18 protein-coding genes are annotated in these 19,706 nt (G+C 72.4%); 10 read left to right on the top strand and 8 right to left on the bottom strand.

All coding sequences use genetic code 11. The features are described from left to right. From M878_RS80705 to M878_RS80725, 5 genes are all read left to right on the top strand, one after another. Positions 1-568, top strand: a 568-nt coding sequence (locus tag M878_RS80705; RefSeq protein ID WP_023551405.1) for an oxidoreductase C-terminal domain-containing protein, incomplete at its 5' end; no start/stop codon positions are given. 197 nt (positions 569-765) lie between these two features. After that, on the top strand, positions 766-1,131 hold the full coding sequence (locus M878_RS80710) for an Rv2175c family DNA-binding protein (protein WP_023551406.1): 366 nt from the start codon (positions 766-768) through the stop codon (positions 1,129-1,131). 93 nt (positions 1,132-1,224) lie between these two features. Continuing rightward, the gene (gene thiE / locus M878_RS80715) at positions 1,225-1,872 is read left to right on the top strand and encodes a thiamine phosphate synthase (protein WP_023551407.1); all 648 of its coding nucleotides are present in this window, start codon (positions 1,225-1,227) and stop codon (positions 1,870-1,872) included. A 119-nt stretch (positions 1,873-1,991) separates the two neighbouring features. Continuing rightward, complete coding sequence (gene metF / locus M878_RS80720) at positions 1,992-2,915, top strand: methylenetetrahydrofolate reductase [NAD(P)H] (protein WP_051430132.1); 924 nt, start codon at positions 1,992-1,994, stop codon at positions 2,913-2,915. 56 nt (positions 2,916-2,971) lie between these two features. Continuing rightward, on the top strand, positions 2,972-3,913 hold the full coding sequence (locus tag M878_RS80725) for an SCO2102 family sporulation regulator (RefSeq protein WP_023551409.1): 942 nt from the start codon (positions 2,972-2,974) through the stop codon (positions 3,911-3,913). A 36-nt stretch (positions 3,914-3,949) separates the two neighbouring features. Here the strand turns inward: M878_RS80725 and M878_RS80730 are convergent, their stop codons facing one another. The 4 genes from M878_RS80730 to M878_RS80745 form a co-directional block, all read right to left on the bottom strand. After that, positions 3,950-5,461, bottom strand: a complete 1,512-nt coding sequence (locus tag M878_RS80730; protein WP_031226362.1) for a phytoene desaturase family protein — start codon at positions 5,459-5,461, stop codon at positions 3,950-3,952. Positions 5,462-6,190: 729 nt separating this feature from the next. Next, positions 6,191-6,820 (bottom strand): TetR/AcrR family transcriptional regulator, encoded by a 630-nt coding sequence (locus tag M878_RS80735; protein WP_023551413.1) that lies wholly within the window; start codon positions 6,818-6,820, stop codon positions 6,191-6,193. Between the two features lie 47 nt (positions 6,821-6,867). Further along, entirely contained in the window at positions 6,868-8,952 is a 2,085-nt protein-coding gene (locus M878_RS80740) for a YhgE/Pip domain-containing protein (protein WP_023551414.1), read from the bottom strand. Next, a complete protein-coding gene (locus M878_RS80745; protein WP_051430133.1) occupies positions 8,939-9,739 on the bottom strand; it encodes an ATP-binding cassette domain-containing protein in 801 nt (266 codons plus the stop codon). The genes M878_RS80740 and M878_RS80745 overlap by 14 nt, the downstream gene beginning before the upstream one ends. Positions 9,740-9,882: 143 nt before the next feature. Here M878_RS80745 and M878_RS80750 point away from each other — a divergent pair, with 143 nt between their 5' ends. The 3 genes from M878_RS80750 (at position 9,883) to M878_RS80760 (ending at position 12,067) form a co-directional block, all read left to right on the top strand. Beyond that, positions 9,883-10,455: an SAV_6107 family HEPN domain-containing protein gene (locus M878_RS80750; protein WP_023551416.1), complete on the top strand. Its 573-nt coding sequence runs from the start codon at positions 9,883-9,885 to the stop codon at positions 10,453-10,455. Between the two features lie 123 nt (positions 10,456-10,578). After that, positions 10,579-11,406 carry a methyltransferase gene (locus tag M878_RS80755; protein WP_023551417.1) on the top strand — a complete coding sequence of 276 codons (828 nt, stop codon included), beginning with the start codon at positions 10,579-10,581 and terminating at the stop codon, positions 11,404-11,406. 277 nt (positions 11,407-11,683) lie between these two features. Further along, entirely contained in the window at positions 11,684-12,067 is a 384-nt protein-coding gene (locus tag M878_RS80760) for a DUF3040 domain-containing protein (RefSeq protein WP_023551418.1), read from the top strand. 84 nt (positions 12,068-12,151) lie between these two features. Here M878_RS80760 and M878_RS80765 read toward each other — a convergent pair whose 3' ends face one another. The 4 genes from M878_RS80765 to M878_RS80780 all read right to left on the bottom strand — a co-directional run bounded on the left by M878_RS80765 (position 12,152) and on the right by M878_RS80780 (position 17,801). Further along, the gene (locus tag M878_RS80765; RefSeq protein ID WP_023551419.1) at positions 12,152-14,536 is read right to left on the bottom strand and encodes a transglutaminase TgpA family protein; all 2,385 of its coding nucleotides are present in this window, start codon (positions 14,534-14,536) and stop codon (positions 12,152-12,154) included. Continuing rightward, a complete protein-coding gene (locus tag M878_RS80770) occupies positions 14,533-15,894 on the bottom strand; it encodes a DUF58 domain-containing protein (RefSeq protein WP_023551420.1) in 1,362 nt (453 codons plus the stop codon). The genes M878_RS80765 and M878_RS80770 overlap by 4 nt, the downstream gene beginning before the upstream one ends. Then, entirely contained in the window at positions 15,894-16,934 is a 1,041-nt protein-coding gene (locus tag M878_RS80775; RefSeq protein ID WP_023551421.1) for an AAA family ATPase, read from the bottom strand. Before M878_RS80775 ends, M878_RS80770 begins: the two co-directional genes overlap by 1 nt. A gap of 255 nt (positions 16,935-17,189) precedes the next feature. Continuing rightward, complete coding sequence (locus M878_RS80780; RefSeq protein WP_078630453.1) at positions 17,190-17,801, bottom strand: beta-class carbonic anhydrase; 612 nt, start codon at positions 17,799-17,801, stop codon at positions 17,190-17,192. Positions 17,802-18,159: 358 nt separating this feature from the next. Here M878_RS80780 and rsmH point away from each other — a divergent pair, with 358 nt between their 5' ends. Both rsmH and ftsL read left to right on the top strand, forming a co-directional pair. Continuing rightward, on the top strand, positions 18,160-19,116 hold the full coding sequence (rsmH, locus tag M878_RS80785) for a 16S rRNA (cytosine(1402)-N(4))-methyltransferase RsmH (protein ID WP_078630454.1): 957 nt from the start codon (positions 18,160-18,162) through the stop codon (positions 19,114-19,116). A gap of 132 nt (positions 19,117-19,248) precedes the next feature. Next, positions 19,249-19,706 (top strand): cell division protein FtsL (gene ftsL / locus M878_RS80790; protein ID WP_023551424.1); only part of this gene is annotated, 458 nt, incomplete at its 3' end.

Consider the following 19,706-nt stretch of genomic DNA (forward strand, 5'->3'; position numbering starts at 1 on the left):
GGTCCTCGCCGACGGCACCCGGCTGCCCGCGGGCGCCGTCGTCGTCGGTATCGGCGCCCGCCCCGCCACGGCCTGGCTGGCCGGCTCCGGCATCGCGCTCGGCCCGCACGGTGACGTCCTCGCCGACGCGCACCTGCGCACCTCCGCCGCGGACGTGTACGCCGTCGGCGACTGCGCCTCCTTCCCCTCCGCCCGCTACGGCGAACGGCTGCTCGTCCACCACTGGGACAACGCCCTGCAGGGCCCGCGCACGGTCGCCGCGAACATCCTCGGCGAGACCCCCGCGGTCTACGACCCGGTGCCGTACTTCTGGTCCGAGCAGTTCGGCCGCTTCGTCCAGTACGCCGGCCACCACGCCGCGGCCGACGCCACGGTGTGGCGCGGCGACCCGACGGGCCCGTCCTGGTCGGTGTGCTGGCTCCGCGAGAACCGCCTGGTCGCCCTGCTGGCCGTAGGCCGCCCGCGTGACCTGGCCCAGGGACGCCGGTTGATCGAAGCGGGCCGACTGATGGACCCGCAGGCCATGTCTGACCCAGCCAGACCGCTGAAGGATGCCACGGTCGACTGATCAGCGCCCCGAAGGGCAATGCCCCAAGGGGCGCGGGGCTGTGTCGATATGCGGCTCCGCCGCGATGGGGGTCCCCCCGCTCGAGCGCAGTCGAGAGTGGGGGAGCGACAAGCCACGACGAACCCGCGGACGACCGCCGACACAACCCGGCACCACCACATCGCGGCTGGACCAGCGGAGCGCCTACGCTAGATCCCGTGACCGAGATTGACGCAAAGATCGATGCTCTCGTCCCCGCCTGGCTCACCCTCCCCGACATCGCAGAGATGCTCGACGTCGAGGTGACCCGGGTGCGGCAGCTGGTCAAGGAGGGCCAGCTCATCGCCGTACGCCGAGGTGAGAACCGCGCGCTGCACGTCCCCGCCGCCTTCATCGACGGGGACAAGGTCGTCAAGGGCCTGACCGGGACCCTGACGCTCCTGCGGGACGACGGCTTCACGGACGAAGAGATGCTTGAGTGGCTCTTCACCCCCGACCCGACCCTGCCCGGCACCCCCGCGCAGGCCCTGAGCGAGAATCGCGGCACGGAGGTGAAGCGCCGCGCCCAGGCGCTCGCCGTCTGAGCGACCCGCACCACGAGGGGTGGTGTGCGGGCCGCTGTAGCCCGTACACCACCCGCCGAAGCCGCCAGGGACACCGACCAGGGGGACCCACGTATGTCCGACACCGCACGCACCGCGCTCGCCGGCGCCCGTCTGTACCTGTGCACGGACGCGCGCACCCGCCAGGGCGACCTTCCCGAGTTCCTGGACGCGGTCCTGGCCGGCGGTGTCGACATCGTGCAGCTGCGCGACAAGGGCATGGAGGCCGCCGAGGAGCTGGCGCACCTGGAGGTCTTCGCGGACGCCTGCGCCCGGCACGGCAAGCTCCTCGCGGTGAACGACCGCGCGGACGTCGCCCACGCCGCCCGCGCCGATGTGCTGCACCTAGGCCAGGGCGACCTCCCGGTCCCCGCGGCCCGCGCCATCCTCGGCGACCAGGTGCTGATCGGCCGCTCCACGCACGCCGAGTCCGAGGCCGCCGCGGCCGCCGCGCAGGACGGCGTGGACTATTTCTGCACCGGCCCCTGCTGGCCCACCCCCACCAAGCCCGGCCGCCACGCCCCCGGCCTCGACCTGGTCCGGTACACGGCCGGCCTGGGCACCGAACGCCCCTGGTTCGCGATCGGCGGCATCGACCTCGCCCACCTCGACGAGGTGCTGGACGCGGGCGCCCGCCGGGTGGTCGTCGTCCGTGCGATCACCGAGGCCGACGACCCGGGGGCCGCCGCGGCCGAGTTCGCCAAGCGGCTGCGGCAGGCCTGACGGGAGACCGGTCCGGCGAAGTGTCCAGAAGTGTCCAAGGGGTGGACACTAAGTCGACAATTCGGGCAAATTATCGACGTTCGGTTGGGTGACCGCCCACCCCTGGCTAACCTGCCCGTATGGCCCTCGGAACCCCATCCACCAGGACTGATCGCGCACGCACCGTGCGGGACATCCTCGCCAGCGGCAAGACCACGTACTCGTTCGAGTTCTCGGCGCCGAAGACCCCCAAAGGCGAGCGGAACCTGTGGAGCGCGCTCCGGCGGGTCGAGGCGGTCGCGCCCGACTTCGTCTCCGTGACCTACGGCGCCGGTGGTTCCACCCGCGCCGGCACGGTCAAGGAGACCCAGCAGATCGTTGCCGACACCACGCTCACCCCGGTCGCCCACCTCACCGCGGTCGACCACTCCATCGCCGAACTGCGCAACATCATCGGCCAGTACGCGGACGCCGGGATCCGCAACATGCTCGCCGTGCGCGGCGACCCGCCCGGCGACCCCATGGGCGACTGGGTCCCGCACCCGCGGGGCCTCACTTACGCCGCCGAGCTCGTCCAGCTCATCAAGGAGTCGGGGGACTTCTGCGTGGGCGTCGCCGCGTTCCCCGAGATGCACCCCCGCTCCGCGGACTGGGACACCGACGTGGCCCACTTCGTGGACAAGTGCCGTGCGGGCGCCGACTACGCCATCACACAGATGTTCTTCCAGCCGGAGTCGTATCTCCGGCTGCGCGACCGCGTGGCGGCCGCCGGCTGTGGCACCCCGGTCATTCCCGAGGTGCTGCCTGTCACCAGCGTGAAGATGCTGGAACGGTTGCCCAAACTTAGCAATGCGGTCTTCCCGGACGCTCTGAAAGAGCGGATCCTCACAGCGAAGGACGATCCGGCGGCGGTACGCTCCATCGGTATCGACTTCGCCACGGAGTTCTGCGCCCGGCTGCTCGCCGAGGGAGTGCCCGGACTGCACTTCATCACGCTCAACAACTCCACGGCGACCCTGGAAATCTACGAGAACCTGGGCCTGCACCACCCCCCGCAGGCCTAGACCGGCCGCACCGCGATACGACACACTGCGTAGCGGTCACTGGGAGAGGGGCGTACATGGGCTGGACGGTCCTCTACATCGCGTTCGGCGCCGTCGCACTGTGGTTGCTCGGCGAGGTGCTGCTGCAGTACAAGGCGCGCCTGCGCTGGCGGCTGCTCGCCTTCGCCGGCTTCCTCGGTGTCGTGGTCGGTGTGCTGATGCCGTCCGTGATCGTGATCGGTGTCGGTGCCATCGCCTTCGCCGTCGGCCAGACCTATGTCACCCTGTCGTTCCGCCGCGGCTTCGCCGCCGGCTGGGCGGTCAAGCGTCCCGACGCCGAGACCGGCGGCGGCAGCAAGCGCCGCCGCGGCAAGGCGGGCCGGCACGACCCGGAGCTGGACGCCGCCGCCGACCCGGAGCACGACGGCACCGCCGACGACCGGGACGCCGGTCAGCCTGTCTACGGTCAGGCGCCCGGTGACTACGACGACTACGACCGCGACGACGTCTTCACCCCGGCCCGCCCCGCCACCCCCACCGCCGCCGAGACCACCTCCGTCTACGAGCCGCAGCCCATCCCCGACGACACCGGCTCCTACGGCGTCTACGGCGACACCGCCACCCACGCTGCCGCCGCCCAGCAGCAGGGCACCGGCCAGCAGGCGTACGCCTACGACTACTCGGGCTACGGCCAGCAGGGCTACGGCTATGACGCCGGGGGCCAGCAGGCCTACGCCAACTACTCCGACCCCTACATCGGCAACCAGTCCTACGGCGGCGCGTACGACACCGGCTACGCCGGGCAGTACGGCCAGCAGGGCTACGCCCAGGACCCGTACGCCGGCGGCTACGGCGAGACGACCCCGGCGGGCGGGGTGTGGGTGCCGCAGCAGCGCACCGACGAGGGCTACGGCGGCGAACTCCCGCAGGAGCAGCCCTACCCGTACCAGGGCCAGGGGCACGGCCATGCTCAGCAGCCGCAGCCCGGCGCCGGATACGACGAGCAGTACCGCTTCTGACCTGAGCAGTACCGTTTCTCGGGCCTGGGGTCCGGCTCACTGGGAGCCGCGGAACTCCGGGCCCTCCACGATCAGCCCCGCCACCAGCGCGCCCGACATGCCCGCGTGCGGCAGGCCGCCGCCGGGATGGGACCAGCCGCCGACCCGGTACAGACCGGGCAGCCGCGTGGTGTTCGCCGGGTGCAGGAAACGGCCCTGGCCAGCGGCGAGCGCGGGGGCCGGCACCGCGCCGAGGAACGCACTCGTCTCGTCGTCGGAGTCGTCGGGTGTGCGCACCTCGTGCCACAGGACGCGGTCCCGCAGGCCCGGTATCGCGGCCTCGGCGGCGTCGAGGAGATGGTCCGTGTACTGCCGGACCATGCTCTCCTCGTCCCAGTCGGCGGCGCTCGGCACCACTGCGGACAGCACCACGGACTCGTGCCCTTCGTCCGCTCTGAGCGCGGGGTCGTCCGGGCGCAGCACGGTCACCGTGGGCGGTGGCGGCTGGTCCCCGTCCGCCGAGGCCAGGAAGTCCAGCTCGGACTCCGGGTCCGGCGCATGGACGACCGTGCGATGCGCGGCACCGGCCTCGCGCCCGCCGCGGAGGGCCAGCAGCACGGTGAACCTCCCGGGGCGGGTCGTGAACGGATCGGCCCGCACATCCCCGTTCTTGTCCAGCGGGCGGTCCGTCATCACCTTCAACCGCGCCGGGTCCACGTCCGCCACGACATGGTCGGCCTCGGCCACCGTGCCGTCTCTCAACTCCACGCCCGCGGCCCGGCCGTCCTTGTCCAGGACGCGCATGACCTCCGCGTCGAAGACGAACTCGACCCGCCGCTGCAGACACCGCTCGTACACCGCGCGCGCCAACTCCCGGATGCCGCCGCGCACATACCAGGTGCCGAAGGCGTGCTCCATGTAGGGCAGCACGGCCGCGCTCGCGGGAGCGGTCCGCGGATCGAGGCCGTAGGCGAGCGCGGAGCTCTCCAGCAGGGTCGCGAGGCGCTCGTCGCGCAACTCCCAGGCGCCGATCTCGGACAGGGTGCGCGCCTGCCGGGTGCGCAGCAGACGCCGCTGCGGGACGCCCGGATACGGCTCCTTCTCGGCCAGCACCCGCCAGTTGGGCCACAGCGGCTCTTCCAGCAGCGGTCTGCGGGTGCGGTCCCAGGCCTCTCGGGCCCGCACCAGGAACTCGCCCCAGCGCTCGCCCGCGCCCGCACCGAGCGCCTCGTCCAGAGCCGCGACCACACCCGCGCGCGAGGCGTTCGGCAGCGCCACCTCGGTGCCGTCCGCGAAGACGTGCCGCGAGGACGGGTCGACCTGGACCAGCTCGACGCAGTCCTCCAGCGGCTCCTTGCCGGTCTTGACGAACAGATCGCGGTACACCGCGGGCAGTGTCAACAGTCCCGGGCCGGTGTCGAAGACGAACCCGTCCCGCTCGAGGCGGCGCACCCCGCCGCCGTACGTGTCCGTACGCTCGTACACCACTACCCGGTGGCCCGCGACGGCCAGCCGGGCAGCGGCCGCCATCGCGCCCATCCCGGCGCCGATCACCGCAATCCGTGCCATGCCTGCGACTTTATCGACCGCCACTGACAATCCGGCCCGCGGGCGGGTCAGGGCGACCGCGAGGCCGGCCGCCGCTCCTCGCGCCGCTGCGCCCGTCGCCGCAGGAAGCGCCGGATGCGCGAGACGAGGAACAGCAGAGCCAGCAGACCGCCCACCAGCAATACGGCCGCGATGATCGCCGCTCACCTGATGGCTGGCCGGCGCCGGCGCTGCAGCGTCTGCGGGGCGCCGTCGCTCACGCCCGTCGCGCCGAACAGGCCGAGCGGCAGCACCACCGCGCAGGCGTTGGTGCCGCTGGCCCAGCCACTCGTGCTGTGTTCTCCGGGGGGACACCCCCAGACCCTCGGCCAGGGGGAGTACGGACACGTACGCGATCGTAGTCAGCCGGCGGGCCGCAGCCGTGGGCACGCGCGCGGACGCCTGAGTATCCGTACCTAGGTCACCAGATGAGTACCTGCGCGGATGGGCCGCGACCCGCGGGAACGGGAGAGTGGAGACACGGCAAGGGGCACGGCCCGGCACCGCCGACACGGGGCGGCGGAACGGCGTCCGTCACCTGGCCGCTCCTTCCGCCGATCCGTCGGCGGAAGCGAGTCGGGGGACCCGGGGGAACGACCACCCACGGGGGACCATCGGGGGAGGACCGTACGGGGGAGTGCGGGGAACAAGGGGAACGGGAAGGCGCCGGTCCGGCAGCGGGCCGGCGCCTTCCCCCTGCCCGAGGGGCGCTCAGCCCCGGCCGCTGACCCGGCCCTGCAACAGCCGGGACAGGGCCGAGTGGACGTCGTCCAGGGAGCGCTCCGGCTGGAAGGACTTCCAGTCCAGCGCGGCCACCAGGACCATGCCGACCAGCGCGGCCGCCGTCAGCTGCACATCGATCTCGTCGTTGAACTCGCCGGCCGCCACGCCCTCGCGCAGCACTCCCTCGACCACGGCGACGGCCTCCTGCCGGACCACCATCAGCGTGGACTGCCAGGCCCGGTTGGTGCGCCACAGCTCGGCGACGTACAGCTGGGTGAAGGCCGGGTAGCGGTCGATGAAGACCAGGCCCGCGCGGACCATCGCGTCCAGCGCGTCCACCTTGCTGCCGCCCGCATGTGCGGTCTGCTCCGCCGCCTCCTTGAGCGAGGCGGTGAGCAGGCCCACACCGTGCCGCAGCAACTCCTCGAAGAGGACCGACTTGCTCGCGAAGTTGTAGTAGACCGTGCCCTTCGCGACTCCTGCCCGCTCGGCGATCTCGTCCACCGTGGTCGCGGAGAAGCCCTGCTCGGCGATGAGCGTGACGGCCGCCTCGTAGAGCTTCTGCCGGGTGGCCTCTCGGCGCGTGCCGCCCCCGGACCTGGCGCTGCTGCTTTCCATGGCCCCGATTCTCACAGGTACGCGCGCGTGCGGCGGCCGCCCGGGGGTCACAGGCTCAGCTCCGGGTGCAGCCGGTCCAGCGTCCACACCTGGCGGCGCCGGGCCGCGAGGGCGGTCAGGGCCAGCGCACCCGCGGTGAACGCGGCGAGCACGGCGCACGCCTGCCAGACCGGGCCGAGCCCGCCGCCGGTGATCAGCCGGCGCAGCGCCGCCACGACATAACTCATCGGCAGGAACGGGTGGATCGCGTTGAAGAAGCCCGGGCTGGTCTGCACGGGGTACGTGCCGCCCGCCGAGGTCAGCTGGAGCATCAGCAGCGCGAGCACCAGGATCCGGCCCGCCGCGCCGAAGCGGGCGTTCAGCCACTGCACGATCGCCGCGAAACAGGCCGTGACCAGGCACAGGAAGCCGATCGTGCCGGCCGCGCGCAGCATCTGCAGACCGATCGCCCAGTGCAGTACGGCCATCAGGGCGCCCACCTGGAGCACGCCCACCGCGGCCACCGGCAGCCAGCCCGCGAGCGCGATCCGCCAGGCCGGCGAACCGGCCGCCAGGGCACGCCGGTTGAGCGGCGCGATCAGCATGTAGGCGACCATCGCGCCCACCCACAGGGACAGCGGGATGAAGTACGGGGCGAAGCCGGTGCCGTAGTTCGGGGCCTTGTGCAGGTCGTGGGAGGCCAGCTGGACCGGGTCGGCCATCACGCCGGTGCGCTGGTCGCGGTCCTTCTTGTCGTAGTCCGGGATCTTCCCGGCGCCGTCGTGCAGTCCGCCGGCGAGCTTCCCGGAGCCGTCGGACAGCTTGTACAGGCCGCCGTTCAGGGTCTCGGCGCCCGACGCGGCCGTGCCGATGCCCTCGTCCAGCGCGGTGGCGCCGGTCTGGGCGGTGCCGAGCCCGGCGTGCAGTTTCTTGGCACCGGCGGCGACCTTCTGGGCGCCGGTGTTCAGCTTGTTGATCTGCTTGACCGCGTCGTCGACGTCCTCGTACAGGTGCGGTGCGCGCTCTTGGAGGGCCGCGGCCTGCTTCTGGAGGGCGCCGAGGTTGTCCCGCATCGTCTTCAGGTCGCCGTCCTGGTCGGCGATCAGCGTGTTGAGGTCGTCGGCCACGCCGGCCACCTCGGCGGCGGCCGTCCTGGCCCGCTTGAAGTCGGGGCAGTTCGGGTCGGGGATCGTGGCGGTCTCGCAGCGTGCCTTGTAGAACTCGTCCATGAAGGCGGCGTTCACATGAGCGAGCTTCGCGGCGTCCGGGGCGCGCTTCACCAGGACGTCGAGGTTGTCCTCGACGGTCTTGGCCGAGTCGCCGACCAGCCGGGCGGTGTCCCCGATGGTCTTCTCGTTGTCCTTCAGGAAGGGTCCGGCCTTGTCGTAGACGCCGTTGACCTTGTCGGCGAGCGCCTGGGTACCGTCGGCCACCTGCCGGGAACCGGCCTGGAGGTCACCGGCGCCCGAGTTCAGCTTCTTCATGCCCTTGGCCAGCTCGCCGCTGCCGCTCCGGGCGTCCTTCAGACCATCGGCGAGGTCCTTCGAGCCCTTCTCCGCCTTTCCGATACCGGTGTTCAGCCTGTCGGCGCCCTCGGCGGCCGTGACGGTCTTGTCGTGGATGCCGGAGAACGAGACGAAGATCTTGTCGAGGAAGGTGCGGGAGGCCTTGGTGGAGGCGGCCGAGCGGACCTCATTGAAGACCGTGCGGGAGATCTGTCCGACGATGTAGTTGTTCGCGTCGTTGGTGCGCACCTGGAGGGCGCCGGTCTCCGGGGTGTCGCCGGAGCTGGAGGCGATCCGCCGGCTGAAGTCGGCCGGCATGGTCAGCGACAGGTAGTAGGTGCCGTCCTCGACGCCCTTGCGGGCCTCCTCGTCGCTCACCTCGTGCCATGCGAAGGTCCGGCTGTCGCGCAGCCCGTCCACGATGTCGTCACCGGCGGTGATCTTCTTACCGGCCGCCGTGGCGCCCTTGTCGTCGTTCACCAGGGCCACCGGGATGCGGTCCAGCCGGCCGTACGGGTCCCAGAACGACCACAGGTACAGGGCGCCGTAGAGCAGCGGCAGCACGAGCAGCGCGACCAGGGCGGCGCGCGGCAGCTTCCCGCGCCCGAAGCGCCTCAGTTCGAGCGCGGCCAGCCTAGGCGAGCGCATCGACGTCCTCCTTCGGGTCGCTGTTCTCGCTGGTCTCGCTGGTCTCGTGGGCTTCGCGGGTTTCGCGGGTTTCGTGGGCTTCGTGGGTGGAGACGATCACGCAGCCGTCGGGAGCCGTACGGCAGACCACCGCCACCGTCGTCCCCGCGCGCGTGAGGGAGCGCAGCAGGTCCCACACCTCGGCGCGTTCGGCGTCGGAGAGCTTGAGGTCGATGTCGTCGACGCCCAGCAGTCCGGGCCGGCAGAGCAGGGCCAGGGCGATGGACAGGCGCAGTTCCTGTGGCCGTTGCAGATCGCGTACGGCCGTCCGGGAGCCCTTGGGCAGCGTTTCGAGGTCGAGTCCGGCCGCGGCCAGGGCCGCGTCGACGCGCAGCCGCGCCTCGTGCAGGCGCTGGGCGCGAGGGCGCAGCAGGTCGCGCAGGGAGTCGCCGAAGCGGCTCTGCAGCAGGGCGCGTTCGCGCAGGTGCTCGCCGACGGTGAGGGCCGGCTCCAGATCGGTCACCCCGGGCACGTTGGCCACCGCGCTGACGCGGCGCAGCCGAGCCATGTGCCGCGGGAGCCGGAATCCGCCGACGGCGGCCGCTCCCTCGGTGGGCTTCATCCGTCCCGTGAGCGCGAGCAGCAGACAGGTGCGGCCGGAGCCGGACGGTCCCTCGATCGCGATGAGTGAGCCGGGCTCCGCGTCGAGGGTGATGCCCCGGAAGGCCCACCCCCGCGGCCCCTTGAGCCCGAGGCCCTCGGCCTTGACGTCCACGCCGTCCACAAGCCCCCTGCCGTTGTCGCACATTTTTGAACTGACTGGTCAGTGCAAAAATACGCCCGAACCTTCGATCGAAGCAAAGCCCCAGGTCAGAACGGATTGTCAGTGCCATACTGCACGATGGGCACATACGGCATCCGTGCCGTCACCCAGACGACAGGAGGTTCGTCATGGCCAACCCATCCGCAGCCGCCGCCCGCCGGCGCCGCGCCACCGGCCCTGCCCCCTCACTGACCGGCCCCGCGAGCGATGTGCACCCCGTGCTCCGCCGGGCCACGGCCCCGCCCGCCGCCCTCGACCTGCTCGCCCAGGCCCGCGCCGGACTGGACGAGGCCACCGTCCTGGACACGTCGAACGAACGCTATGCGACGGCCCACCTCGCCGCGCTGCGCACCGCCGCCGCCGTGCTCGCCGCCCTGGGCCGCCCCGAGACCTCCCCGCGCCGCCGCGCCCGGATCCGCAGCGCCTGGGAAGTGCTGCCCGAGATCGCCCCCGAACTGACCGAGTGGAGCGCCCTGTTCGCCTCCGGCGCCGCCCGCCGTGCACGTGCCGAGGCCGGTATCCAGGGCGCGGCGAGCCGGCGGGACGCCGACGACCTGATACGGGACGTGGCGATGTTCCTGCGCATCGTCGAGCGGATGCTCGTCCTCCAGCCCGTCCTGCCCCAGCCCCGCAGGGACGCGGGGGAGAGCGGGGAGGTGACCGGACCGAGAGCGCGCGGCGACCTTCCGGACGCGGGCTGACCACCGGGAAGTCCGCCGGACGAGACGCACGCGGGCCATCCGGCCGCGGTGACCGGCAGGGCGCCGGAGGCAATAGGCTGGAGTCGACTGAAGCCTTTCAGCTCTGCCGAGGAGTCAACTGCCGTGTCGGACCCGATGCGCCCACCCGTCTCCCACCACGACCCTCAGTGGGCGTCGCCGCGCTCCGACACCCCTGGATCCCGCGCCTCCCTGCGTACCGCCGTGGTCTGGGAGGTCCTCCAGGACGCTCTCGACCGCCGGGTCAAGGCCACGGGACGGGACTCACTCGACGTCCTCGACGCCGGAGGCGGCAGCGGCAAGTTCGCCGTGCCCCTCGCCCGGCTCGGCCACCGCGTCACCGTGGTCGACCCCAGCCCGAACGCGCTGTTCGCGCTGGAGCGCCGGACCGCCGAGGCCGGTGTCGCCGACCGGGTCCGGGGCGTCCAGGGCGACGCGCACGGCCTGTTCGACGTGGTCGAGCGCGGGGGCTACGACGCCGTACTGTGCCACGGCGTCCTGGAGTACGTGGACGACCCGGCCGAGGGCGTCCGCAACGCCGTCGCCGCGCTGCGCTCCGAGGGCGTCCTCAGCCTGCTCGCCGCCGGCCTCGGCGGGGCGGTCCTCGCCCGCGCCCTCGCCGGTCACTTCACGGAGGCCCGGCAGGCGCTGCAGGACCCCGAGGGCCGCTGGGGCGCCGGCGACCCGATGCCGCGCCGGTTCACCGCCGAACAGCTCACCGCGCTGGTCGAGGGCGCGGGCCTCAGGGTCGGCGCCGTGCACGGCGTGCGGGTCTTCGCCGACCTCGTGCCCGGCGTCCTCGTGGACACCGAGCCCGGCGCTCTCGACGCGCTCCTGAAGCTGGAGGTGGCCGCGGCCGAGCTGCCCGCCTTCCACTCCGTCGCCACCCAGCTGCATGTGCTCGGTGAGACCCGGGGTGCCGCCGAGGCCTGAGCGCACCACCGGGACCCGTCCCTGATCAGGGGCTTGGCAGCGGATGGAGTACGCCACAAGACCTCCGATCGAGGGGTTTGCGCCGTATGATCGAGGTACACCACCCGGCATGACGGGTCGGCCGCAGGGGAATGGAAGCCTCAGCGAGCCGGGACGCTCATGGCGGGTTCCGGTTGGCCAATTGGCGTAGAGGGGCGGGTTTCACGGGGGCGATTCCCTGCCTATCCTGAAGGGACCCCCCGGGTCGCCCCGGCGACTGCACGATGAGGAGGACTCCGTGCCGCTCTCGGAGCACGAGCAGCGCATGCTCGAGCAAATGGAGCGAGCGCTGTACGCCGAAGATCCCAAGTTCGCGTCAGCGCTTGAGGGAAGCGGACTGCGTACGTACACCCGGCGGCGGGTCTACCAGGCGGTCGCAGGTTTCCTCGTAGGTATCGCGCTCCTCATGGCCGGAATGGTCGCGCAGCTGATCTGGGTCAGCGTGGTGGGTTTCCTCGTCATGCTGGGCTGCGCCGTACTCGCCGTCACCGGCTGGCGCAAGGGCCCGAAGCCGGGTGAGCAGCCCGCGGGCGCCGTCCGCCGCCAGGCGCGGCCGAAACGCTCCATGATGGACCGGATCGAGGAGCGCTGGCAGCGACGCCGCGACGGACAGGGCCAGTAGCCGTCCGGCGGTTTCCGCGGACGCCGACAGACAACGTGTGAGGGGCGACCACCTCGGGTGGCCGCCCCTCACACGTTGTCCGTCTCAGCCCTCCTGCTGCGACGGCCGGCGCAGGCTGGGTTTCGCCGCGGCCACCCGGGCCCGCAGGGCCGTCCAGTGGGCCGACACCGCCCACAGCACCCGCACCGACGAGCGCGGCAGGAACAGTGCCCGCAGCCGGGTGCCGGTGCTCACTGTGCTACGCAGCCCCTCGATCACCCGGCGTACGTCCTCCGCGGCGCCCACCGCCGGGCGTGGCCGGGGCGCGTACAGCACCTGCTCCACCGAGTCCGCCACCCGGTGCACCGCGGCACCGGTCGCCGGATCCAGCTCACCGAGTTCGACGATCCGGGCGGCAGCCCTGCGCGGCGTCAGCGACTCGTCCGGCGGGATGCCATGGTCCCAGGCGCTGTCCGTCAGCTCCTGCCAGGCCGCCAGGGTGTGCGCCACCGCGCCCTGCTCGGTCCGGGCATGCCCGCCCAGCCGCACCGACCGCACCCGCATCCGCCACAGCAGCGGCGACAGCGGAACCGCCGCCACCACCAGCGCGCCCAGGCCGATCAGCAGATACCACCACGGGCCCGTGCCCCCGCCGCCGCTGTGCGGCGCCGCCGCCGCGGACGCGGTGTCGCAGCCCTGCAGCTTGACCAGCTCGGGCGTGCAGCTCTCGCTCGGCGAAGCCGCCGTAGAGGGCGCCGTGGACGAGTGGTGCGACGGCAGGTCCTGGTCGGGCAGCGAGGTACCGGGCGTGTCCGACAGGGTGTACGACGGCGTGGTGCCACGGGTCGGGGTCGGCTCGAAGCGGGTCCAGCCCACGCCCGCGAAGTACAGCTCGGGCCAGGCGTGCGCGTCCTTCTGGTTCACCGTGACCGAACCGTCGGCCTGCGGGGTACCGGGCGCGAAGCCCACCGCGACCCGGGCCGGGATGCCGAGGGTGCGGGCCATCGCCGCCATCGCGAAGGAGAAGTGGACGCAGAATCCCTGCTTCTTCTTAAGGAAGTTGGCGATGGCGTCGGGACCACGGCCGACCTCCACCTGGGTGTCGTACTGGAAGCCGCCCGAGACGGCGAAGTACTCCTGGAGCTTGACGGCTTCCTCGTAGTGGTTCCGCGCACCCGCCGTGATCTGCCTGGCGGTCTGGGCCACCACCTTCGGCACCGAGGACGGCACCTTCGTGTACTCGCGCTTCAGGGCCGCCGGCGGCTCCGGTGCGCCGGCCAGCTGCCCGGCGGTCGGCTGCACGTCCAGGCTGGTCACCTGGTAGGTCGCACCACGGGTGGTCTGGCCGTGGTCGCCGACGAGGGTCATGCCGACCGGTTCGTAGCGCCAGCGGCCGCCGATCCTCACTCCGCTCGGCGGGTACGGCATCGGCAGCCAGTCCTGGGCGTACCAGCCCGCCGCCGAGACGGTGGTCGTCACCGTGCCGCGCTTGACGCCCGCGTCGAGGCCGATCGGCGTGGGGAACCTGTCCGGGACGCCGACGATGTGCCGCTGGGCCGGCTTCCAGGTGGTCCCGTCGAAGTCGTCCAGGGAGACGATCCGCAGATACAGGTCGGAGACGTCGTTCGTGCTGGTCTCCAGGGACAGTACCTGGCGGTCGTCGCCCGTGTTCAGGCTGTCGCGCAGCGACACCAGGGGGTTGACCGCGGAGATCGTCCCCCCGTCGCCGTTGCCCGCTCCCACGCCCGTGCCGGCGGCGCCCAGCAGGCCTCCCTGCATCGCGGGCAGGGCGAGCGGCACCACCAGGGCCGCGCCGAGCGCGACCGCGCCGATCCGGCGCCCGGTGCGCACCGGGGCCACCGCGCCGCCCTCCGGGGAGCCGGGGGAACGAGGAGAACCGCCGAAGACCCGGCCCCACTGCGCCAGCCGGTCCCGGCCCTCCGCGAGCAGCAGCATCAGATAGCCGGCCGCCGCCACCAGGAACCACAGCCAGTCGGCCCCGCCGCCGGACAGCCCGGCGGCCACCGAGTACAGCGCGAGCAGCGGCAGCCCGGCCGGGGCCGCGCTGCGGAAGGTCACCGCGAGCGTGTCCACCAGCAGACCGATGAGCAGGACGCCGCCGATCAGCATCAGTTTGATGCCGTCGGTGAGCGGCGCGGGTATCGCGTACTCGCTGACGTCGTTGGAGCCTTGCTGAAGCAGGCCGGCGATGTGCCGGAAGGCGTCCGGGCCGGGGATCAGCCCGATGATCGCGTACTCCCGTGCGAAGACCAGGGTCAGCAGCACCAGGGTGGCCAGCGCCTGTGCCGCCACGGTCAGCGGCCGGCCCAGTGGCACCCGGCGGGCCGCCGCACCCACCCCGGTCTGCACGGCCACCAGCGGGATCAGCTGCAGCAGCCAGGTCGGCTCGGCCACCAGGGGCAGCAGCGCGCAGGAGGCCATCAGCGTGGCCGCGGCCGCGCACAGCGCCAGTCGTGCCCGCCCGCTCATCGCGCCGCCTCCCCGCTCATGGCGGCCAGGCCCGAGCGCTCCCGGTCCGCCTGCTGCCACAGCGCGCTCAGCGTGGCACCGCGCGGCACGCTCAGCGCCGTCCAGCCCGCCTCCCGCAGCAGACGCAGCCGCTCGGCGTGCCGGTCACCGGGCCGCGGCACATCGGTCGCCTCCCGCACCCAGGTGTCCGGATCCAGCACGAAGGCGACGGCGCCGCCGCTGCGCCGACTCATCTTGGCGACCGTCGTGGCCTGTTCCTCGTCCAGGTCGCCCAGGAAGGCCACCAGCAGCCCCTCGTTCCCGCCGTGCAGGACCTCGTACGCCCGGGACAGGCCCGTGCCGTCGGAGTGATCGATCACCGCGAGGGTGTCCATCATCAGCCCGGCGGCCTCCGCGGTCTCCTGGCCGCTGCCCGCGAACCCGTCGGCGCCCTCGCCGGGCACCACGCTGCCGCTGTCGGTCAGCAGCCGTATCGAGAAGCCCCGTTCGAGCATGTGCACCAGCACCGAGGCGGCGGCGGAGACCGCCCACTCGAAGGCCGAGTCGGGGCCCGCGCCTTCGTAGGCGCCGCCCCGGGTGTCCAGCAGGACGGTGCACCGGGAGCGCCGGGGCTGCTCCTCACGGCGCACCATCAGCTCGCCGTAGCGCGCGGTGGACCGCCAGTGCACCCGGCGCAGGTCGTCGCCGTAGCGGTAGCCGCGCGGGATCACGTCGTCCTCGCCCGCGAGAGCCAGCGAGCGCTGCCGCCCGTCCCCGTACCCCTGGGCCTCGCCGCTGAAGCGGACCGGTGCCAGCGGCTCCACGCGCGGGATGACCGTGAGGGTGTCGTACGTCGAGAAGGAGCGGGTCAGTTCGCACATCCCGAAGGGGTCTGTCAGCCGCAGCTGCAGCGGGCCCAGCGGGTAGCGGCCGCGCAGGTCGGAGCGGACCCGGTAGGACACCTCGCGGCGGCCGCCCGGCTCCACCCGGTCCAGCACGAACCGGGGGCGCGGTCCGAGGACGTACGGCACCCGGTCCTGGAGCATCAGCAGGCCCGTGGGCAGCCGGGAGACGTTGTCCATCCGCAGGTGCACCCGGGCCTCGCTGCCGGCCGGCACGCGCGCGGGGGCGAGCCGGCGGGTGCCGGTCACCCGGTAGCGCGTGCGGTACACCACGGTCGCGCAGATCAGGGGCAGCGAGGCCAGCAGCAGGCCGACCCGCAGCAGGTCTCTCTGGCCCAGGACGTATGCGCAGATCGCGGCCGCGATCCCGGCCGCCAGGAAGGAACGGCCACGGGTCGTGAGGCCCGCCAGGGCTGTACGGACGCCGCCGGTCTCCCCGCGGCCGGCGTCCGCCTGCCCGGTCCCCCCGGCTCCCATCACAGACTCCGCGGGGGTTGCTGGGGATACGCCGGAACACCCCGCCCGAGGCCGCCGAAGCCGCTCTGCTGTCCCGGCGCCGCGGGCACCGCGGTGCGCTGGAGGATCTCCTGCACGACCTGCTCGGCCGTACGGCGGTTCAGCTGGGCCTGGGCGGTGGGGAGCAGGCGGTGCGCGAGGACGGCGACGGCGAGCGCCTGGACGTCGTCCGGCAGGGCGTACTCCCGGCCTGCGAGGGCCGCGGACGCCTTCGCCGCGCGCAGCAGATGCAGTGTCGCGCGCGGGGAGGCACCGAGTCTGAGGTCGGGGTGCGTGCGCGTGGCGGCGACCAGCTCCACCGCGTACCGCCGGACCGGCTCGGAGACGTGCACCCCGCGCACCGCCTCGATCAGCTTCACGATCTCGTGGGCGTGCGCCACCGGCTGCAGGTCCTCCAGCGGGCTCACCCCGCCGTGGATGTCGAGCATCTGCAGCTCGGCCTCCACACTCGGGTAGCCGACGGAGACGCGGGCCATGAAGCGGTCGCGCTGGGCCTCGGGCAGCGGGTAGGTGCCCTCCATCTCGACCGGGTTCTGCGTGGCCACCACCATGAAGGGGCTGGGCAGTTCGTACGTCTGCCCGTCGATGGTGACCTGGCGCTCCTCCATGGACTCCAGCAGTGCCGACTGGGTCTTGGGCGAGGCGCGGTTGATCTCGTCGCCGATCACGATCTGCGCGAAGATGGCGCCCGGCTTGAACTCGAAGTCCCGGCGCTGCTGGTCCCAGATGGACACCCCGGTGATGTCCGAGGGCAGCAGGTCGGGGGTGAACTGGATGCGGCGCACCGAGCAGTCGATGGACCGCGCCAGCGCCTTGGCCAGCATCGTCTTGCCCACGCCGGGAACGTCCTCGATCAGCAGGTGGCCCTCGGCGAGCAGCACGGTCAGCGCGAGCCGTACGACCTCGGGCTTGCCCTCGATCACGCCCTCCACCGAACCGCGCACCCGCTCCACCGTTGCGGTCAGCTCAGTGAGGTTCGCTCGATCGTCATAGGTCGTCACCCGGCCCTCCTCGGCCCGTTCATTCCGGGCCGACGCTGCTTGCGAAACCGGCCCACCCCGAAACACGGACACCACGCGGGAAAGGTTCCGCGTGACGCCACACCCCGCATTCTTGCCGCCGTTACCGATTCGTGTCACTCGCCTGTGGACAACTGCCCGCACGATGTCGGCCTTACGTCTTTTTCGACCGCATTTTCGATAAGACGACGGCATGGGAGGCGGCGCGCTTTCGGGGCGGCCGGCCGGTCCGCCCGGTCAGGCCGGGTCGACCTCGCGCAGCAGACCGGTGCGCACGTCGAACACGAAACCGCGCACGTCGTCGGTGTGCGGCAGGAAGGGCGAGGTGCGCACGCGCTGCATGGACTGGCGCACGTCCTGGTCGACGTCCCGGAAGGACTCCACCGCCCAGGCCGGGCGCTGACCGACCTCCATCTCCAGCTCGTGCCGGAACTCCTCGGTGAGGGACTCCAGGCCGCAGCCGGTGTGGTGGATGAGGACGACGCTGCGGGTGCCGAGCGCCCGCTGGCTGATGGTCAGGGACCGGATGACGTCGTCGGTGACGACGCCGCCCGCGTTGCGGATGGTGTGACAGTCGCCGAGCTCCAGGCCCAGCGCGGCGTGCAGGTCGAGGCGGGCGTCCATGCACGCCACGACGGCGACCTGGAGCACGGGATGTGCGTCCATGCCCGGGTCGGAGAACTCGGCGGCATACGCCTGGTTGGCCTCGACCAGGCGGTCCGTCACGGTCCCGCTGTCGGTTATGGCGCCTTCGGATCCAGTGGGAACTGCTGCGGAAGTCGTCATACTCATGACGTTACTGGTCACGGTCGGTCCTGGCCCGCTGTGAGAGGGGACAAAGAACGTCATCGTGGCTTGTTGTGAGCTAACCCACAGGGAGGGCAAACCTGCTTCGGACGGGTGAATCAGTTCGAATTGCGGCCCCCGCCGCGATGCGGTAGGCGACGCGCAGGCCGGTTGATTGACCGCGAGACAGGGTGGACTAAAGTGACGCGAAGCGGGAGACGCGGCTCTCCCTGCTGGTGAAACCCCCGGAGACCCCGGCTCACCCCGGACCGTCTCCCCACGTGCGCGGCGCGTACGTACGGCTCGGCCTCCTCCCGCTCCCGGTCCGGCTGACGCTTCCGGCGCCGGCAGGCCTCCCCTACACGAGCTGGCGGGGACCCGGCGGTGCGTACGGCGCCTCGCCGGAAGATGAGAGGCCCCCTTGAGCCAGAGTCGACACGTCCCGGTGATGCTCCAGCGGTGCCTGGATCTGCTGGCGCCCGCCCTGGAGCGGCCGGGAGCGGTGGTCGTCGACTGCACCCTCGGCCTCGGCGGACACAGCGAGGCGCTGCTGACCCGGTTCCCCGAGGCGCGGCTGATCGGCCTCGACCGGGACAAGGAGGCGCTGCGGTTGTCCGGCGAGCGACTCGCGCCCTTCGGCGAGCGCGCCACTCTCGTGCACGCCGTCTACGACGAACTGCCCGACGTGCTGCGCCGGCTGCGTATCGCGCGCGTGCAGGGCGTCCTGTTCGACCTCGGTGTCTCCTCCATGCAGCTCGACGAGGCCGACCGAGGCTTCGCCTACGCCCAGGACGCGCCCCTGGACATGCGGATGGACCAGACGGCCGGCATCAGCGCCGCCGAGGTGCTCAACACCTACCCGGCGGGCGAGCTCGTGCGTATCCTGCGCGCGTACGGCGAGGAGAAGCAGGCCAAGCGGATCGTGTCCGCGATCGTGCGCGAGCGGGAGAAGGAGCCGTTCAGCACCAGCGCGCGGCTCGTGGAGCTGATCAGGGACGCCCTGCCGCAGGCCGCCAAGCGCACCGGCGGAAACCCCGCCAAGCGCACCTTCCAGGCGCTGCGCATCGAGGTCAACGGCGAACTGTCCGTCCTGGAGCGGGCGATCCCGGCCGCGGTGCGGGCCCTCGACGTCGGTGGGCGCATCGCCGTGCTGTCGTACCACTCGCTCGAAGACCGGCTGGTCAAGCAGGTGTTCGCGGCCGGTGCCGCGTCCACCGCGCCGCCCGGGCTGCCGGTCGTGCCGGAGCGGTACCAGCCGCGGCTCAAGCTGCTCACGCGGGGTGCCGAACTTCCCACCGAGGAAGAGGTCGCCGAGAACCGCCGGGCCGCGCCGGCCAGGCTGCGCGGCGCCGAGCGCATCAGGGAGGACGCCGAGTGAGCGAGACCCGTCGGTTGGATTCCCGAACTCGCTGGGGGGACCGGTTGGATCCCCGAACGCACCAGGGGAGTGGGTTGGATTCCCGAACGCACGGGGCGAGCCGGTTGGATTCCCGAACTCATCGGGGGAGCCGTGGGTAGGAGACCCCAACTGAGAGGGCGGGCCGCGCGACTCGCCCGGCTCTTCCCGGCCGGCCGGGCCCAGGCCGCCCGCACCCCGTTCGTCCTCCTCGTCGTCCTGGTCCTCGGAGGCGGCCTCATCGGGCTGCTGGTGCTGAACTCCGCGCTCAGCGAGGGCTCGTTCAAGCTGGCCGATCTGCAGAAGCGGACGAGGAGCCTCACCGACGAGGAACAGGCCCTCCAGCGGGACATCGACGCCTACTCCTCCCCCGACGCCCTCCAGCGCCGGGCCCGCGAACTCGGCATGATCCCGGGCGGCGACCCGGCCTTCCTCGGCCCCGACGGCAAGGTCATGGGCGTCCCGAGCGCTGCCCCCCGGTCCGCCGCCCTCACCGCCCCGGTCGCCCCCGAGGCCCTGACCCCGTCCCCCGCCCTCTCCGCGACAGGGTCCACCCTCCCCTCAACCACCCC

Origin of the sequence: Streptomyces roseochromogenus subsp. oscitans DS 12.976, assembly GCF_000497445.1 — a bacterium.
GTDB classification, from domain to species: domain Bacteria; phylum Actinomycetota; class Actinomycetes; order Streptomycetales; family Streptomycetaceae; genus Streptomyces; species Streptomyces oscitans.

What these genes read in the sequence shown, in the direction of transcription:
- M878_RS80735 (WP_023551413.1), bottom strand. Translation starts at nt 6,820, where the DNA reads ATGGAAAGCAGCAGCGCCAGGTCCGGGGGCGGCACGCGCCGAGAGGCC.
- M878_RS80730 (WP_031226362.1), bottom strand. Translation starts at nt 5,461, where the DNA reads ATGGCACGGATTGCGGTGATCGGCGCCGGGATGGGCGCGATGGCGGCC.
- M878_RS80770 (WP_023551420.1), bottom strand. Translation starts at nt 15,894, where the DNA reads ATGGGAGCCGGGGGGACCGGGCAGGCGGACGCCGGCCGCGGGGAGACC.
- M878_RS80780 (WP_078630453.1), bottom strand. Translation starts at nt 17,801, where the DNA reads ATGACGTTCTTTGTCCCCTCTCACAGCGGGCCAGGACCGACCGTGACC.
- M878_RS80745 (WP_051430133.1), bottom strand. Translation starts at nt 9,739, where the DNA reads ATGTGCGACAACGGCAGGGGGCTTGTGGACGGCGTGGACGTCAAGGCC.
- M878_RS80740 (WP_023551414.1), bottom strand. Translation starts at nt 8,952, where the DNA reads ATGCGCTCGCCTAGGCTGGCCGCGCTCGAACTGAGGCGCTTCGGGCGC.
- M878_RS80725 (WP_023551409.1), top strand. Translation starts at nt 2,972, where the DNA reads ATGGGCTGGACGGTCCTCTACATCGCGTTCGGCGCCGTCGCACTGTGG.
- thiE (WP_023551407.1), top strand. Translation starts at nt 1,225, where the DNA reads ATGTCCGACACCGCACGCACCGCGCTCGCCGGCGCCCGTCTGTACCTG.
- metF (WP_051430132.1), top strand. Translation starts at nt 1,992, where the DNA reads ATGGCCCTCGGAACCCCATCCACCAGGACTGATCGCGCACGCACCGTG.
- M878_RS80765 (WP_023551419.1), bottom strand. Translation starts at nt 14,536, where the DNA reads ATGAGCGGGCGGGCACGACTGGCGCTGTGCGCGGCCGCGGCCACGCTG.
- M878_RS80750 (WP_023551416.1), top strand. Translation starts at nt 9,883, where the DNA reads ATGGCCAACCCATCCGCAGCCGCCGCCCGCCGGCGCCGCGCCACCGGC.